The following is a 15,463-nucleotide window of genomic DNA, read 5'->3' as shown; positions in this document are numbered from 1 at the left end:
TACTGAGGAGATAACCGGCGTGCGATTGTCCAAGACCTGGGGAAGCGCGGTTGTTGCATTGACCGCAACCGTCCTGCTACCAGTCGCCGCGGGTACCGCCTCCGCCGATTCGCCCGCCATGCTGAGCCCTTCGGGCACCTCTTCGGATGGTTCCAAGGTCGTCTCGAGCACCGCCTCGGACTCCCGCACGCTCAAGCTCGAGGTCTACTCGGCGGCCATGGACAAGAACATCGAGGTCGACGTCCAGCGCCCCGCCGACACCTCCACCCCGGCCCCGGTGCTCTATCTGCTCAATGGCGCCGGTGGCGGTGAGGACTCCGCCACCTGGCAGCGGCAGACCGATGCGCTGAACTTCCTGTCCGACAAGGACGTCAATGTGGTGCAGCCGGTGGGCGGCGGCTTCAGCTACTACACCGATTGGCGCGAATCCGATCCCAAGCTGGGCGTGAACAAGTGGAAGACCTTCCTCACCGAGGAGCTGCCTCCGCTCATGGACCGGGCGCTGAATACCAACGGGCGCAACGGGATTGCCGGACTATCCATGGCGGGTACCTCGGTGCTGCAGTTGCCCATCGCCGCGCCGGGGCTCTACCAGTCGGTGGCCTCGTACAGTGGCTGCGCGCAGATCAGTGATCCGATCGGCTGGAATCTGGTCAATACCGTGGTGGCCGCGGGCGGTGGCGATTCGGCGAATATGTATGGCCCGCAGGGTGATCCGATGTGGGCGGCCAATGATCCCTATGTGCACGCCGATCAGCTGCGCGGACTGAATCTGTACATCTCCAGCGGCTCCGGCCTGCCGGGTCCGTGGGACACCCTCGACGGTCCGCGCACCCTGCCCGGCTGGGGTGGTCTGGTCAATCAGGTCGGCTTCGGCGGTGCTTTGGAGGCCGCGACCAACTACTGCTCGCACAATCTGCAGGCCAAATTGGGGCAGCTGGGTATCCCGGCCACCTTCAACTTCACGCCGACCGGCACCCACTCCTGGGGCTACTGGCAGGATGACCTGAAGAATTCCTGGCCCGTGCTGGCAGCCGGACTCGGATTGCCCGCCTGACCGGAATTCTTTCCCGCACAAAGACACCGGCTCGCCGCCAAGGGGATGTGGAGGCGAGCCGGTTCTTGTCGCGTTGTTACCCGGTGAACTCGAAGCTGGGGTAGCCGCTCTCGCGCTCGTCATCGCAGAACCGGCGGTAATTGCCGAAACCGCCTATGTACGGCATGAATACGCGCTTCTTGCCCTCCACATTCGCGCCCATGTACCAGGAGTTCGCCTTCACGAACAGCGTGCCCTCGGCGACCTCCATGAGGTGATCGGTCCACTTGGCCGCCGCCTCTTCGCGGGCCTCGACCTGCCGAATCCCTTGTGCACGGCAATGTTCGACGAGTGCGAGCACCCAATCCAACTGCTGCTCGGAGTGCAGCACCATATTCGCCATCACCGACGGGGTACCGACGCTGTTGATGCTGAACATATTCGGGAAACCGTGAATACCGAAGCCCAGGTAGGTGACCGGGCCATCCGCCCAAGTGTCCCGGAGCTCGGTATTGCGCGCACCCCGGATATCGATGCGCAGTAGCGCACCCGTCATGGCATCGAAACCCGTTGCGTAGACCAGGGTGTCGATCTCGATGAACTTGTCCCCGGTGCGAATACCGGTGGGAGTGATCTCCTCGATCGGCTCGCGGCGCAGATTCACCAGCCCGACATTCGGGCGATTGAACATCTCGTAGTAGCCCGAATCGGTGCAGATGCGCTTGGTGCCGATCGGATGATCATTCGGAATGAGATCGTCTGCGACAGCGGGGCTCTCGACCTTGGCGCGAATCTTGGCGACCGCGAATTCGCGTACGACCTCATTGGCGGCCATATCGCTGTTCTGGTCCGGGAACACCTTGTTGAACAGCACACCGCCGCCATTCCAGCGATCCTCCATGGCCTCCTCGCGCTCCCGCGCGCTGAGCTCGAGGGCCTTGGTCTGAATGCTGGGGTGTGGGGTGGCGGCCGGAGCGTAGTAGGACTTCTCCCGGCGCTGCCGGTAGGTGGCGCGGATCTCCGTCTGTTCCTCGGCGGTCCACGGCCGATTCGGTATGGGCACGCTGAAATTGGGGGAGCGCTGGAAGACGGTGAGCGCCTGCGCTTCCCGGGCAATGATCGGGGAGACCTGGATACCGGAGGAGCCGGTACCGATCACGCCGACCCGCTTACCCTCGAAGGACGCGCCCTCCTCCGGCCAGCGCGCGGTGAAGAGCTCTTCGCCCGCAAAGGTTTCCACGCCCGGGATATTCGGCTTGATCGGCGCGGAGAGACAGCCGGTGGCGAAAACCACGAAACGGGAACGGAACTCGTCACCCGACGCGGTGGTCAGCGTCCAGATCGAGGATTCGTCGTCGAAGCGGGCCGCGGTCACGGTCTGCTCGAAGCGGTAGCGCTGCTTCAGATCGAAGCGGTCCGCCACATGATCGATGTAGGCCAGGATCTCCGGTTGCGCGGCGAAACGCTCGGTCCAGGTCCAGGACTGCTGCAGGTCCTCGTCGAAGGAGTACGAGTAGTCGACGCTCTCCACATCGCAGCGCGCGCCCGGATAGCGATTCCAGAACCAGGTGCCGCCGACATCCGCACCGGCCTCCAGGCCCAGCACGTTCAGCCCGGCGCGGGCCGCCCGATGGACACCGTAGAGCCCGGCGAATCCGGCGCCGATGATGATCACATCGTATTGACTGGCCTGCTCTGCGCTGGCATGCATGCGTGCCCTCTCGACTTCGTCTAGAACTATTTCGACTAGGCATATCGTCGAGTGCGCAGCGGCAGGTCGCGAGAGTACGTCCCACTGACCAGGAGACGAATCCCCGTCATCGCGGCGTGCTTTTGCCGGGATCCCCCTTACCGGCGTGGATTATTCGTGCGAGGGCTCGCCCGTAACCACATGGTCGGCGTGGTTCAAACCCTCGCGAACCAGTCGCGCCAGGTGCCCATCGCGAATGCGGTAGATGATGCGGCGGCCATCACGCCGGGTATCCACCAGTCCGGTGAAACGCAGCTTGGCCAAATGCTGGCTGACCGCCGTCCGCGACGCCTCACACGCCTCGGTGAGCGCGCTGACATCGGCCTCACCCTCGGTGAGAATCCAGAGAATATGCAGCCGAGTCGGATCCGAGAGCATACGGAAGGTAGCGGTCGCCGCATCGAGACGAGGCTGATCGGGTACGACCGGGTGGGCGAGACTGGGCGCGGGGGCCGTCAATGCCTTCGCATCGCGCTTGCTCGCCATCACTCACCCTTCTGCCGCCACCACCTCATCGCCCACCGGTATGGACGCGGGCCACACCCGAGCGGCCGTCGTAGCAGCCAGTGTAGCCAGCACCGCGAGCACAACCGCCGTGATCGGCAACCCGGCCAGCGCGCCGAGACCGCCCGCGATCGGATAGGTGAGTAGGAAACACGCATGCGACAGCGAGAACTGCGCGGTGAAAACCGCTGTGCGGGAATCGGAATCCGATTCCGCGCGCAGCAGGCGGGCCGAGGGAGTGTTGATCATGGACGTGCCCGCGCCGAGCGCCATCCAGGTCACCGCGAGGAGTATGCCGGCCGTTCCCGTGGTGAGCACGCTGAATGCCCGGGTAGCCGCACCCGCCGGTGCGGTCAGCAATGGAATCACCGCCGCCGCCACCAGACCGACCGGCAGGATGCGACATCCGGTCAGCATGACCCGGCGATCCGGGATATCCGCCAGCACCCGCGGCAGCACCAGCGCCACCACCATGGAGCCGAATCCGAAGCAGCCCAACGCCAGGGCCACGCCGGTATTCGATCCGCCGAGCCGATCACGCACGTAGACAACGGTATTCACGACCACCAGCGAAGTCGCCGCCGCCACAACCAGATTCATGGCGAGCAGGCCACGCAGTACCGGGCGATCCAGCATGAGACGCGCGCCGTGGGTGATGCGCGCCCACAGTGGGCCTGCGCCGGTACCGGTGAGCCGGGGCAGGCGCGCGCTCCACACCATGGTCGCCGAAACCACGAAACCGGCCGCGGTGCCGACGAACAGCGCGTGATAGCTGATCACGGTGAGCGCGGCGGCCGCCAGAATCGGGCTGAGCAGCGACTCCAGGTCGTAGGCCAGGCGGGACAGCGACAGCGCGCGGGTGTATTCCCGCTCACCCGGCAGCACATTGGGTATCACCGATTGGAAGGCGGGCGTGAAAGTAGCCGAGGCCGATTGCAGCAGCGCGATGAGGATATAGATCTCCCAGGTGCGCGTCACGAACGGCAGCAGCAGCGCGATGGCGGCGCGTATCGCATCGGCCGAGATCAGTAGCGGGGTGCGTGGCACCCGTTCGGTGAGGGCCGAAATCACCGGTGCGACAGCCACATACGCGAGCATCTTGACGGCCAGCGCGATGCCCAGCACCGCGCCCGCGTTCGCCCCGGCCAGGTCGTAGGCGAGCAGTCCGAGCGCCACCGTGAGCAGTCCGGTGCCGATCAGTGCGACCACCTGGGCCGTGAAGAGTCGCCGGAATTCGGTATTCCGCAGAGCGTCGATCACGATGCCAGTATATGCCAATACGTGCGCAGCTGTGCACATGATGTCCGGTAGGCGGCGGCGGACCGCTATTCTCGCCGTTATGTGGAGGAAGCTTGCGGTCTGCACTGTGGCCGCGGTTTCGGCACTGCTGCTGACCGGCTGCGCGCGACAGGACACCGAAACCACCGCCACCCTCGAGGCGACCGTGGTGCCGGTGGCCTCCGGCAACGCCGCACCCGCGCCGAACGGTGCCGCGCCCACATCGGATCCGCCGGCCGTTGACGTCGACGCACCACTCTCGCCCTGCGGCGATATCGGCACGGCCGCAACGCTTCCCGACTGCATGCTGCAATCCCATGATGCCGCCGCACTGGCCTTCGAGGTCCGGCACACCGGCAGCCGCGCGCACGTCGTCACCACCGTGAACGTGCTCAGCGGCGGCCAGGCCCGCCAGAGCATTGTCGAATCCGATACCGACGCCGCCGGAGCCATCCCGAAACTCCGCGATCTGGACGCCGACGGTCGCGACGAACTGATCATCCCGCTCGCCCTGACCACCGCGAATGCCCGCTATGCCATCTACCACGTCACCGGCGGCGCCCTCGACTATCACCGCGCGGGCGAACTCTCCGGAGTCGGCATGGACACCTCCGGGGCGGGCTACGTCATCGTCTCCGCGCGCGCCGGCTACGCCAGCTGGGACATCGAATTCTGGACCTTCGTTACCGACACACTCCACCCCCTGATCACCGCCCAGGTCCGCCCCATCGACGACGGCAGCGGCAAGGTGGCCGGAACCACCTGCACCACAATAGATTCCGGCGGCCTCGACATCACCGGCCTCACCCAGGACCAGGCCACCCAGCAATTCTGCGCCGAACCCGCCGTTCAGCGAGTCCGCCGGCACTAGGGATTTCGAGCGGTCAGATATTGGCCCCCTTCGTGCGATTGCAAGCGCGGCAGAGGATTTGGAGGTTGGCGGCACTGGTCGCACCACCCCGGCTGAGCGGGATGATGTGGTCGAATTCGAGGTAGTGGCTGTCACCGCACTCGATGCATTTACCGCCGTCACGCTGCCAGACCTGGGCCTTGATCTCCTGCGAGATGCTGCGGGTATCGCGGCGGCCGGGGGACAGGGCCAGGCGTTTGGCCACCCGCAGCGCACCCTCCATGGTGGCCGCGACATGATCCGGATCGGCCACCTCGAAGACCGCGCCACCGCGCGCCGACGTGGCGGACACCGCCACCCGGCCGCTGGTGGTGGTCACCGAAACCACTCGGGCCCACGGCATTTCGGTGCCGGTATCGGGGCCGGTGAAACGGAGCTTCTTATTGCTGCAGATGAGCCGGCCCTCGGTGAGCTTCGGGCCGCGCGCCAGCTGACGGATGTGAATCGCCGGAACATTCAGGTGCAGTTGCTCCGCGGGATCCAGGTGCAGTCCGGTCGCGGCCAGCATCGGCAGCTCCCCACCGCGCAGCCGAGTCAGCATGCGGCCCCGGCCCATTCGGCGGCGCAGATCCTCGATGAGCGGGCCCTGCAGGGCCAGGGCGGTAATCGCGGCGTCGAAATCGTCCATCTCGGACTGCTCGATAGTGCCGTCCGCGAACGCGAATGCCACCAGCCGCTCCACATGATCGTGCGCCATCGGTTGCAAGGTGCCGAAGCCCGCCGCCGCGTCGATCCGCTGATAGCGCAGCGCCGTCCACAATCCATCCCAGTCGTCGCCGCGCGGGCCACCCGCGCGCAGTACACGCTCGGCTCGGCCACGCCACCCCGACAGGTACGTCTCGATCTCATCGGCGCACTCCCGGCACAGCGCGGGACCACCGAACACTCGCCAGCGCCGCGCCCGGCCACAGCGTGAACAATGCCGCGCGTCCGTGGGTAGTGCCGCACGCGTCGCGGCCGTCCAGGTCTGCCCATCCCACCAGCGCAGTCCCGTCCCCTCCGGGTTCGGATGCCAGTCCGCCCGTTCCGGATTCGGCGGCAGGATCGGCGCGGGCGGCGGTACCTCCCGCTCGATGGAGAACCCGCGCCCGGTCGAGCGCGCCGGTGCACTCGCGGCGGCCGCGGAGCCGGGCCGGTCTCCCTCGCCCGCTCCCGAATCGTCCACCCGGACCCCGAATTCGGTGACGATTCCGGCCAGCCCGCCGGCCCACCCCTGTCCGATCGCCCGGAACCGCCACTCACCGTCGCGGCGATAGAACTCGCCGAACATCATGGCGCGCACCGGTTCCGCATCGCCGATCTCGTACCACGCCACCGGGCGATTGTGATCGAAGACGGTGAGAATCAACCCCGGCACCTCGGTGAACGACCCGGTCACCGATCCGGTCACCACAATCCGCGCCACCTCGGACTCGGTGCGCGGCAATGAGACCGAGAGTCTCGCCGACCCCGGGTCCGGCTCCGGATCGAGCGTCACCGCCTGCGAGACATGCCGGGGCGCGTTGAAGAAGACGAAATCCCGATCCGAGCGCACCCGCCCGGCTTCGGAAAGCAGCAAGGCGTGCGCATCCACCTCATGATCGGACTGCCACGAAAGGACAACCGTCAGAAGCGATGTGGGGACCGGCGCATGACCACCCTTGGTGAGTTTCATTGTGATCGAACTATGCCACGCGCCTCCGACACCCTCCGACACGCGGAAAACCACCCGGTCCGATACCTGATGTACACGGCCCGAACCTGCGGCACAGTGGAAACATGACCACCCCCAAGGGTCCCGGCCGCCAGCCCCCACGCGGCAAGCCCCAAACCCCGCGCGTGCCGACGCCCGGTGAAATCCTCGCCGCCGCCCAGGCCGCGGTCGTCGCCGCCCAGGCCGCCGCCGGAGACGCCCTCGACTCCGCCCAGTCCACCGCCACCCAAGCCTTCGACACCGCCGTCCGACTCCCCCCGGCCTCCATGCAACTGGCCGCCCAACTCCCCGACCTCATCGGAAACCTCACCACCGCGGTCGAACGCCTCAACTCCACCATCGACCGCCTGGACCGCACCCTCACCCTGGCCGAACCCGCCCTGGTCGCCTACGACAAACTCCTCACCCGCCTCGAATCCATCTCCGCCGCCGGCGAAGACCTCATCTCCCGCCTGGATAAACTCCCCGGCGCATCCCTGCTCGGCCGGCTCACCGGCATCACCCGCGAACAACCCGAACCCGAACCACCCCACCCCCGGCCCCGCCGAATCAAATAGCCGCGCAGCTTTCCCCGTCATCCCGGCATGGTTTTGGCCGGGATCCATGTCGGCTGTACTCCAGCGGGTTTCGTGGATCCCGGCCAAAAGCGCGCCGGGATGACGGGGTGGTGTCGCGCCGGGATGACGGGTGGTGTCGCGCGGGGTTGCGGAAGTGGTGTCGCGCGGGGGACCGGCCGCCCAAGGAGCGGCTAGGCGGAGGGGAGGGGGGTTTTGGGGGGGACTGCCAGGCCGGGGAGGGCGCGCAGGGCGGTGGCGGCCTTCCATAGCATTTCCTGGTACTCGGCGTGCGGGTCGGAGTCCAGGACGATTGCGCCACCTGCGCCGACGCGCCAGGAACCGTTGTGGCGCACCGCTGTTCGGATGACGATATTCAGGTCGGCGGTACCGCCCAGTCCCAGGAAGCCGATGGTGCCGGAGTAGATGCCGCGCGCCTCGGTCTCCAGGGCATCGATGATCTCCATCGTGCGGAGCTTCGGCGCACCGGTCATGGAACCGCCGGGGAAGCAGGCGCGCAGCACATCGATCACATCGAGGTGCGGGAGCAGGGTGCCGCGCACGGTCGAAACCAGTTGGTGCAGAGTCGTATACGTCTCCACAGCCATGAGGTTGGGGACGTGCACCGAACCGATCTCACACACCCGGCCGAGGTCATTGCGGAGCAGATCCACGATCATGAGATTCTCGGCGCGGGTCTTGGGATCCAAGGCCAACTCCGCCGCCAGCCGCTCATCCTCGGCGGGCGTATGGCCGCGCGGGGCGGTGCCCTTGATCGGCTTGCTCTCCACGATGCCCGCGCGATCCAGTTTGAGGAAGCGCTCGGGCGACGACGACGCCACTTCGAGGTCCTGGAAACGCAGGAAAGCCGCGTAAGGGGCGGGATTGCAGCGGCGCAGCGTGCGATAGACACTCAGCCCGTCACTGTCGGCGGGGAGATACGCGCTGTCGGTGATACAGATTTCGTAGGACTCGCCGGCGTGCAGTTGCGCCTGGCAGGCTTCGACATCGGCGAGATAGCGTGCGCGTCCCCGGGTCAGCAGGGGAGCGACCATGCTCTCATCGGTGTGCAGCTCCAGATCCGGCGGATTCGCCCAGGTCGGCAGCGCTTCCATAGTCACACGTGTGGTGTCCAGCCAATCCCGCGCGGCGGCGACGGAATCCGGGGCGGCAGCCGTGGGTTCCGGCGTGGTGGCGAGGGAAATCGGGTCGGTGGCAAGGGAATCCGATTTCGACTCGGCCAGGGCAAGTAGATATGTGCGCCCCGCTTCGTGATCGACCACGATCAGTCGATCGGCGAAGAGCCACTGCGCATCCGGGGTTGGTGCGCGATGCGTGACCTCGGCGCCACAATCGGCCTTCATCTCATAGCCGAGATATCCCACATATCCGCCGACGAAATCGAAAGGCACATCCGGGAATTCGATATGTCTGCGGCGTAGCTCGCCGGATAGGTAATCCAGCACCCCGCCCGGCACCCGGCGCGCTCCGGCGGCGGAGGTGACCTCGACCATGCCCGAACCCACTCGGTAGCGGACGGTTTCGGCCAACGGCCCCGAGTCGTCGCCCAGGAAGGAGAATCGATCCAGCCCGGGCTCGACATGCTCGCTGTCCAGCCAGAACGCGGTGCGGGAATCCCGGTACAGCCGATCGAAGACCGCTTCGGCATCCACCGCCCGATCCAAGACCGTGTGCTCGACCCGGTAATGGATTGCGGGCGGCGCGGTTTGGGGGAGCGGGTCACCTGCGCGATTCGATTTCACGCCAATTGGTGTGTGCGGCAACGTCATCGGTGATGCGTCGTGGACCTTCGCCCGAGTGCCCGTGGCCTGACCGCCGACTGTGACGGGAACGACACTACCCGCTCGCGCAGATCCACCCTTCGGCTCCTGGACTACTGCGGCCCCGCGCTCGTTGGAACCGATCGGATTGCCCGCCACCGTGATTCGATTCGCATTACCCCGGTGCGCCCGGGTGAGTTCGGCGAAATTGCGCAGCAGCAGCGGACCGTACTCGCTCGAAATCGATTCGGGATGGAACTGCACCCCCCATTGCGGCCGGGTGCGATGCCGGACGCCCATGATCACACCGTCGGGCGCGGTGGCGGTCACCTCCAAGGAGTCCGGCAATGGCCTTGCGGCACATAGTGAGTGGTAGCGCACCGCCGTGAAGTCCTGTGGCACACCGGCGAAGAGTTCCCGGCCGTCATGGGTGATTCGATCCGGATAGCCGTGCCGCGCCCGCGGAGCGCTGGTCACCGCACCGCCCGCGGCGATCACGATCCCCTGATGTCCGAGGCATACGCCCAGCAATGGGAGTTCGGACTCCGCGATCACCGCCGCCGAGATCCCGAAATCGCGGGCGATATCCGGCCGCCCCGACCCGGGTGAGATCACGATATTGTCGAAGCCGTCGAGCGTCGAACCCTCGACCTCGTCATTGCGCACGACGACGGGTTCCACCCCGTTCACCTGACTGATCAGTTGATACAGGTTGTAGGTGAACGAGTCGTAGTTGTCGATCAGCAGCGTGCGCATTTGGCTGGCAACTTTACGCCACGCCCACCCGCGCCCCGGGTCTCGACCTGCGTGAACGAGGTCACCACCACTTCTGCTGGCATACGCCTTCAGTTGCACTGGACGGCTGCGGCACAATGTGGGACATGTCTGAAGTGCAGCCGGTCGATGTGGATCGTGACCTTGTCGACTTCGCGGTCGTCGGGAAGTGGATGGATGAGCAGGGCTTGCCCAGCGGTGAATTCGAGGAGGTGAAACCCCTCGGCGGCGGCACCCAGAACATCATGCTGCGCTTCAGCCGCGGCGGACGCGACTACGTACTGCGGCGCGGGCCCAAGCATCTGCGGGCCGCCAGCAATAATGTGATCCGCCGCGAATCCCGCATTCTCGAGGCCCTCGCCGGGACGGGCGTGCGCGCGCCCCGGGTGATCGCCGCCGGGGCCGACGAATCGCTCATCGGGGCCTACTTCTATCTGATGGAGCCGATCATCGGCTTCAACCCGCAGAACGAACTGCCGGCGCTGCACGCGGGCGATCCGGAGATCCGGCGGCAGATGGGGCTCTCGGCGGTGGAGGCCATCGCCCGGCTCGGCTCGCTCGACCACGAGGCGCTCGGACTCGCGGATTACGGTAAGCCCGAAGGCTTCCTGGAGCGTCAGGTACCGCGCTGGCTCAAGGAGCTCGAGTCGTACGGCGTCAACGAGGGTTACCCCGGACCCGAGATCCCGGGCGTCGACCGCGTCGGCGAATGGCTCGACCGCAACCGCCCCGCGCAGTGGCAACCCGGCATCCTGCACGGTGACTGCCACCTCGCCAACATGATGTTCTCCTATGACGGCCCGCAGGTCGCGGCCATGGTCGACTGGGAGATGTCCACCATCGGCGACCCGCTGCTGGACCTGGGCTGGCAGATCGCCACCCGCCCCGAACCCGGCACCACCGGCGCGGCGCTCATCGGCAGCCTCGGCGCGGTCGGCGGCCTGCCCACCGCCGCGGAGATGATCGAGCACTACGGCAAATTCTCCGACCGGGACCTGAGCAATGTCACCTGGTACACGGTGCTGGCCTGCTTCAAACTCGGCATCGTGCTGGAGGGCACGCACGCCCGCGCGTGTGCGGGCAAGGCGCCCAAGGAGATTGGCGACTTCCTGCACGCCATCACCCTGGAGCTGTTCGGCAAGGCGCATCAGCTGATGGAGTGAGACCGGCCGCGACTGCGCCCACCACGGTCGGCGGACGCAGTCGCGGTTCACGATCTTGCCGGGGTACACCATGCCCACGATGTCGAGAACCGCGGTGCCGCAACCGCTCAGCCGATCCGCGGCTCCTGCTGGGTGGTGCAGTGGATGCCGCCGCCACCGGCCGCGATGGCGTCGATATTCAGCTGAACCACCTCGCGGTCGGGGTACAGGCGCTGCAAGGTGGATTTGGCGGCCGCATCGCGTGGGGTGTCACCGAATTGCGGGGCGATGACCCCGCCATTGCAGAGGTAGAAGTTGATGTAGCCCGCCGCGAAATCCGCGTCCACCCACTCCGAACGCACCGTGTCCGGGCCCTCGATCACCTCGATCTGCAGGGGTCGCCCATGCTGGTCGGTCGCCTCTTTCAGAATGTCCAGATGGGTGCGGGTGACCTCGTAGTCGAAGGCGTCCGGATCGTTCTCCAGGCCGGCGACCACCACGCCCGGGCGGGCGAAGCGGGCGTAGAAATCGGTGTGGCCGTTGGTGATATCGCGTCCGGCGATACCCGGCAGCCAGATGATCTTCTCCACCCCGAGCAGGCGCTCCAGCTCCTGCTCCACCTCCGGTTTGGTCCAGCCCGGATTCCGATTGTCGTTCAGCACACAGCTTTCGGTGATGATCGCCAGGCCCGCACCATCCACCTCGATGCCGCCGCCCTCCCAGACGAGTTCGGTGTGCACCGCCTCCGCCCCGGCTCGCGCGGTGATGAAACTGGCCACGAGGGCATCCTCGGCATGCTCCTGCTTATCGCCCCAGCCATTGAAATTGCAGTCGATACCCGCCCGCGCGCCGGACTCGTCGACTACGAAGACCGGGCCCGAATCGCGCAGCCACAGATCATCCAGGGGCGTTTCGAGCAGTTCGATATCGGGGCCGACCAGGGTGCGCGCTGCCGCGAGCTCCTGCGGGCGTACCAGCATGGAGACCGGTTCGAAACGGGCGATGGTGCGGGCGATATCGGCCAGGGCGCGCCGGGCCAGTGGTAGCAGGTCCGCGGTCCAGACCTGCTCGCTCGCCCCGAACGCCATCCAGGTGCGCTGGTGCGGGCGGCCTTCGTCGGGCATCCGGTATCGCTGCATCGAACGGCTCCTGACCTCATAACAGTGCGGGCAAACCGCTGGCGAATACGAGGTTAGCGGGTGTTCGAGGCGGTTCCGGGGAGGAACGCGATCACACGCTGCGGCGCAGCGCCTCGCGCAGATTGCGGGAGCGGACATCGTCCAGCACGGCCATACCCAGGCGGTTCATCGTGTAGCCGAAGCCCAGACCCGTTGCCGGATCAGCGAATCCGAGGGAGCCGCCATAACCGGTGGTGCCGTAGGCGCGCGCATCGGTGCCGAAACGGAAACTGCCACAGGACTTCCGGAAACCCAGGTGATAGCGGCTCGGGGTGAGCAGCACCAGATCCTCGGCGGGGACATCCTGGGCGGTATCGGCGGATGCCAAGCGGTCCAACAGTTCCGCGTCGATCGGGAGCTCACCGGTGTTGCCCGCGGCAGCACCGTAGACGCGGGCCAGCGAACGGGCGGTGCCGACACCACCGGCGGCCGGGCTCTCCACCTCCAGGAATTCGCGGCGGGCGGCGCGGGCAGGCGCGCCGACCTGCGGGGAGTTCAAGGCGCGGAAGGAGAGTCCGCGCTTGGCGTACAACTGCACGCCGATACGCAGCGGCAGATCACGCTCGTAGCGCAGGATATCCAGGCCCTCGGTGGCGGACAGGGTGGCCACGCGATCCAGCGAAACCGATTCCGGCAGACCGATATAGAAGTCCAAGCCGAGCGGCTTCGCGAAATCCTCGGCGAAAACCCGGCCCAGCGTGCGGTGCTCCGGATCGACACGGCGAATCAACTCGCCTTGATAGAGACCCGCCGTGATCGGGTGATACCCGTGCCGAGTTCCCGGCTGCCACAAGGGTTTCTGCTCCGCGAGCACGACGGCCAGCCCATCCGGATCCGCCATATCCCGCAGCCGCACCGGCCGATCCAGCGCCGCCAGCCCGGCCTGATGATCCAGCAATTGGTGAACGGTAATCGACTCCTTACCGTTCACCCCGAACTCCGGCCAGTACTTCGCCACCGGAGCCTCATAGTCCAGCAAACCCCGAGAGACCGCCGCCGCCACCACAAAAGCCGTAATCCCCTTGGTAGACGACCACACCGGAGCCATAGTGTCCCGCTCCCAAGGCAGCCCCCGCTTGCGATCCCGCCACCCCGCCCAAAGATCCACCACCGGCCGATCCCCCTCGAAAACAGCCACCGCCGCCCCGATCTCCCCATGCCCGGCGAAATTCCGCCGAAAAGCATCCGCGACCGCCCCGAACCCGCTGTCCACCTCACCGTGGACCGTGACCTGCTCACTCATGGTGAACCCGATCGTAGCCGTGCTGATCACGCCCAATGCTCGTGGTGCCGAGGCCGAGGGCTGGTGGTTGCGGTTACGGCATTCGACTCCGGCAATCTGCATCCGTTCGCACCGGAGGGCGTGGCCGGGATCGGGGCGGCGGCGTCCATGGTTTTCTTCTCGTTCATCGGCTTCGATGCCGCCTCCACCGCTGGTGAGGAGGCCGAGAATCCGCAGCGGGATCTGCCGCGCGCCATCATCATCTCGCTCGGCATCGTGACCCTGGTGTACGTGCTGGTGGCATTGACCGCAGTGGCGGCCGTCGGCGTGGACGATGTCAGCTCCTCGGGTGCGTCACTGGCGACCGTGCTGTCGCAGGTCACCGGAAGGGGTTGGCCCGCAATGATTCTCGCGGCCGGAGCGGTCATCGCGATTGCCTCGGTGGTGCTCACGGTGCTGTACGGTCAGACCCGAATTCTGGTCGCCATGTCCCGCGACGGGCTCATGCCCAAGGTGCTGTCCGAGGTCGGCGCCAAGCGGGTACCGACCACCAATACCCTCATCGTCGGCGGTGTCGTCGCGGTGCTGTCCGCGCTGATTCCGCTGGGTGAACTCGTCAATGCCACCAATATCGGCACCCTGGTCTCACCTACGGCCGCCACCGCTCCGCCCTGAATCGGTCCCGGCCGGACGCGGTGCGGGCCGGGTCGTAGGCTCGTGAGTGTGCGAGCGCTGGAGCAGATTCGAGAGTGGCCGGTCCGGCATGCCGCGGCGGGTGTCGTGGTCCGGGGTAAGGGTGTCGTGGATGCCGAGGGCGAGCTCGATCGGGCATTCCGCCTCGCCTCGGTGACCAAACCCCTTGTGGCATACGGGGTACTGGTCGCGGTCGAGGAGGGCGCGATCGAGCTGGACCAGCCTGCGGGCCCGCCCGGGTCCACCGTGCGGCATCTGCTCGCGCACACCTCCGGCCTGGCCTTCGATACCACCGAGGTGCTGGCCGAGCCGGGTATGCGGCGCATCTACTCCAGCGCCGGGTTCGAGGTGCTGGCCGATTTCGTCGCCGAGCAAACCGGTATTCCGTTCGATCGCTATCTGCACGAGGCCGTTTTCGAACCGCTCGGCATGGAATCGTCGGTGCTGGCCGGGTCCGCCGGGCATGCGGCGCGCTCCTCGGTCGCAGATCTCCTGCGGTTCGCCGGAGAATTGCTGAACCCCACCTGTGTTACTGCCGAATTGCTCGGTGAGGCAAGCACAGTGCAGTTCCCAGGACGCAATGGCGTACTCCCCGGTTACGGGTCGCAGCGCCCCAACGACTGGGGTCTGGGATTCGAAATTCGTGATCACAAAGTCCCGCACTGGACCGGTGGCGCGAATTCCATGCGCACCTTCGGGCACTTCGGGCAATCGGGGACTTTTCTCTGGGTTGATCCGGAAGTCGGCATGGCGTGTCTCGCTTTGGCGGACGAAAATTTCGGTGACTGGGCGCGCGCGGCCTGGCCGACCCTCAGTGATGCCGTGATCGCGGAGTTTGCGTAGAACTCCGACACGGCCGATAAGTAACACACGTAACTCCGAGCACTCCAGTAAACTCGGGCAACGCTGGCTGGAGCGGGTCGTTGGGGAAGACGTCCCCGTCGAAGC

General features: G+C 66.5%; 12 protein-coding genes and 1 pseudogene. 6 read left to right on the top strand and 7 right to left on the bottom strand.

The genetic code is table 11. The features are described from left to right. Positions 1–19: 19 nt before the first annotated feature. The gene (locus tag GFY24_RS18670) at positions 20–1,057 is read left to right on the top strand and encodes an alpha/beta hydrolase (RefSeq protein WP_375336063.1); all 1,038 of its coding nucleotides are present in this window, start codon (positions 20–22) and stop codon (positions 1,055–1,057) included. A gap of 76 nt (positions 1,058–1,133) precedes the next feature. Here GFY24_RS18670 and GFY24_RS18665 read toward each other — a convergent pair whose 3' ends face one another. The 3 genes from GFY24_RS18665 to GFY24_RS18655 all read right to left on the bottom strand — a co-directional run bounded on the left by GFY24_RS18665 (position 1,134) and on the right by GFY24_RS18655 (position 4,550). Continuing rightward, positions 1,134–2,747: an NAD(P)/FAD-dependent oxidoreductase gene (locus GFY24_RS18665; RefSeq protein WP_153806360.1), complete on the bottom strand. Its 1,614-nt coding sequence runs from the start codon at positions 2,745–2,747 to the stop codon at positions 1,134–1,136. A 150-nt stretch (positions 2,748–2,897) separates the two neighbouring features. Then, entirely contained in the window at positions 2,898–3,272 is a 375-nt protein-coding gene (locus tag GFY24_RS18660; protein ID WP_153806359.1) for a metalloregulator ArsR/SmtB family transcription factor, read from the bottom strand. Between the two features lie 3 nt (positions 3,273–3,275). Next, complete coding sequence (locus GFY24_RS18655) at positions 3,276–4,550, bottom strand: MFS transporter (protein WP_309231021.1); 1,275 nt, start codon at positions 4,548–4,550, stop codon at positions 3,276–3,278. Positions 4,551–4,629: 79 nt separating this feature from the next. Between GFY24_RS18655 and GFY24_RS18650 the strand changes: the two genes are divergently transcribed. Further along, positions 4,630–5,439, top strand: a complete 810-nt coding sequence (locus tag GFY24_RS18650; protein ID WP_153806357.1) for a hypothetical protein — start codon at positions 4,630–4,632, stop codon at positions 5,437–5,439. A 13-nt stretch (positions 5,440–5,452) separates the two neighbouring features. Here GFY24_RS18650 and GFY24_RS18645 read toward each other — a convergent pair whose 3' ends face one another. Then, positions 5,453–7,132: a TerD family protein gene (locus tag GFY24_RS18645; protein WP_153806356.1), complete on the bottom strand. Its 1,680-nt coding sequence runs from the start codon at positions 7,130–7,132 to the stop codon at positions 5,453–5,455. A 104-nt stretch (positions 7,133–7,236) separates the two neighbouring features. Here GFY24_RS18645 and GFY24_RS18640 point away from each other — a divergent pair, with 104 nt between their 5' ends. After that, positions 7,237–7,728, top strand: a complete 492-nt coding sequence (locus GFY24_RS18640) for a hypothetical protein (RefSeq protein ID WP_153806355.1) — start codon at positions 7,237–7,239, stop codon at positions 7,726–7,728. A 191-nt stretch (positions 7,729–7,919) separates the two neighbouring features. Here GFY24_RS18640 and pabB read toward each other — a convergent pair whose 3' ends face one another. Then, the gene (gene pabB, locus GFY24_RS18635) at positions 7,920–10,262 is read right to left on the bottom strand and encodes an aminodeoxychorismate synthase component I (protein ID WP_153806354.1); all 2,343 of its coding nucleotides are present in this window, start codon (positions 10,260–10,262) and stop codon (positions 7,920–7,922) included. A 125-nt stretch (positions 10,263–10,387) separates the two neighbouring features. Here pabB and GFY24_RS18630 point away from each other — a divergent pair, with 125 nt between their 5' ends. Next, entirely contained in the window at positions 10,388–11,443 is a 1,056-nt protein-coding gene (locus GFY24_RS18630) for a phosphotransferase family protein (protein WP_153806353.1), read from the top strand. A gap of 107 nt (positions 11,444–11,550) precedes the next feature. On the opposite strand, the pseudogene GFY24_RS18625 reads toward GFY24_RS18630, so the two are convergent. Further along, positions 11,551–12,552: pseudogene (locus GFY24_RS18625) on the bottom strand (agmatine/peptidylarginine deiminase); the annotation flags it as partial. Positions 12,553–12,652: 100 nt separating this feature from the next. Then, entirely contained in the window at positions 12,653–13,843 is a 1,191-nt protein-coding gene (locus tag GFY24_RS18620; RefSeq protein ID WP_153806351.1) for a serine hydrolase domain-containing protein, read from the bottom strand. A gap of 63 nt (positions 13,844–13,906) precedes the next feature. Between GFY24_RS18620 and GFY24_RS18615 the strand changes: the two genes are divergently transcribed. Both GFY24_RS18615 and GFY24_RS18610 read left to right on the top strand, forming a co-directional pair. Next, complete coding sequence (locus GFY24_RS18615) at positions 13,907–14,497, top strand: amino acid permease (protein ID WP_309231020.1); 591 nt, start codon at positions 13,907–13,909, stop codon at positions 14,495–14,497. Positions 14,498–14,545: 48 nt separating this feature from the next. Then, positions 14,546–15,358 (top strand): serine hydrolase domain-containing protein, encoded by an 813-nt coding sequence (locus GFY24_RS18610; protein ID WP_309231019.1) that lies wholly within the window; start codon positions 14,546–14,548, stop codon positions 15,356–15,358. Positions 15,359–15,463: the final 105 nt, after the last annotated feature.

It is taken from the genome of Nocardia sp. SYP-A9097 (genome assembly GCF_009649815.1).
Lineage (GTDB): Bacteria > Actinomycetota > Actinomycetes > Mycobacteriales > Mycobacteriaceae > Nocardia.
This window is presented reverse-complemented; position numbering and strand designations above follow the sequence as displayed.

Excerpts from the sequence above, each read along its gene's own strand:
- GFY24_RS18665 (WP_153806360.1), bottom strand. The coding sequence starts at position 2,747 with ATGCATGCCAGCGCAGAGCAGGCCAGTCAATACGATGTGATCATCATC.
- GFY24_RS18660 (WP_153806359.1), bottom strand. The coding sequence starts at position 3,272 with ATGGCGAGCAAGCGCGATGCGAAGGCATTGACGGCCCCCGCGCCCAGT.
- GFY24_RS18650 (WP_153806357.1), top strand. The coding sequence starts at position 4,630 with ATGTGGAGGAAGCTTGCGGTCTGCACTGTGGCCGCGGTTTCGGCACTG.
- GFY24_RS18645 (WP_153806356.1), bottom strand. The coding sequence starts at position 7,132 with ATGAAACTCACCAAGGGTGGTCATGCGCCGGTCCCCACATCGCTTCTG.
- GFY24_RS18640 (WP_153806355.1), top strand. The coding sequence starts at position 7,237 with ATGACCACCCCCAAGGGTCCCGGCCGCCAGCCCCCACGCGGCAAGCCC.
- pabB (WP_153806354.1), bottom strand. The coding sequence starts at position 10,262 with ATGCGCACGCTGCTGATCGACAACTACGACTCGTTCACCTACAACCTG.
- GFY24_RS18630 (WP_153806353.1), top strand. The coding sequence starts at position 10,388 with ATGTCTGAAGTGCAGCCGGTCGATGTGGATCGTGACCTTGTCGACTTC.
- GFY24_RS18620 (WP_153806351.1), bottom strand. The coding sequence starts at position 13,843 with ATGAGTGAGCAGGTCACGGTCCACGGTGAGGTGGACAGCGGGTTCGGG.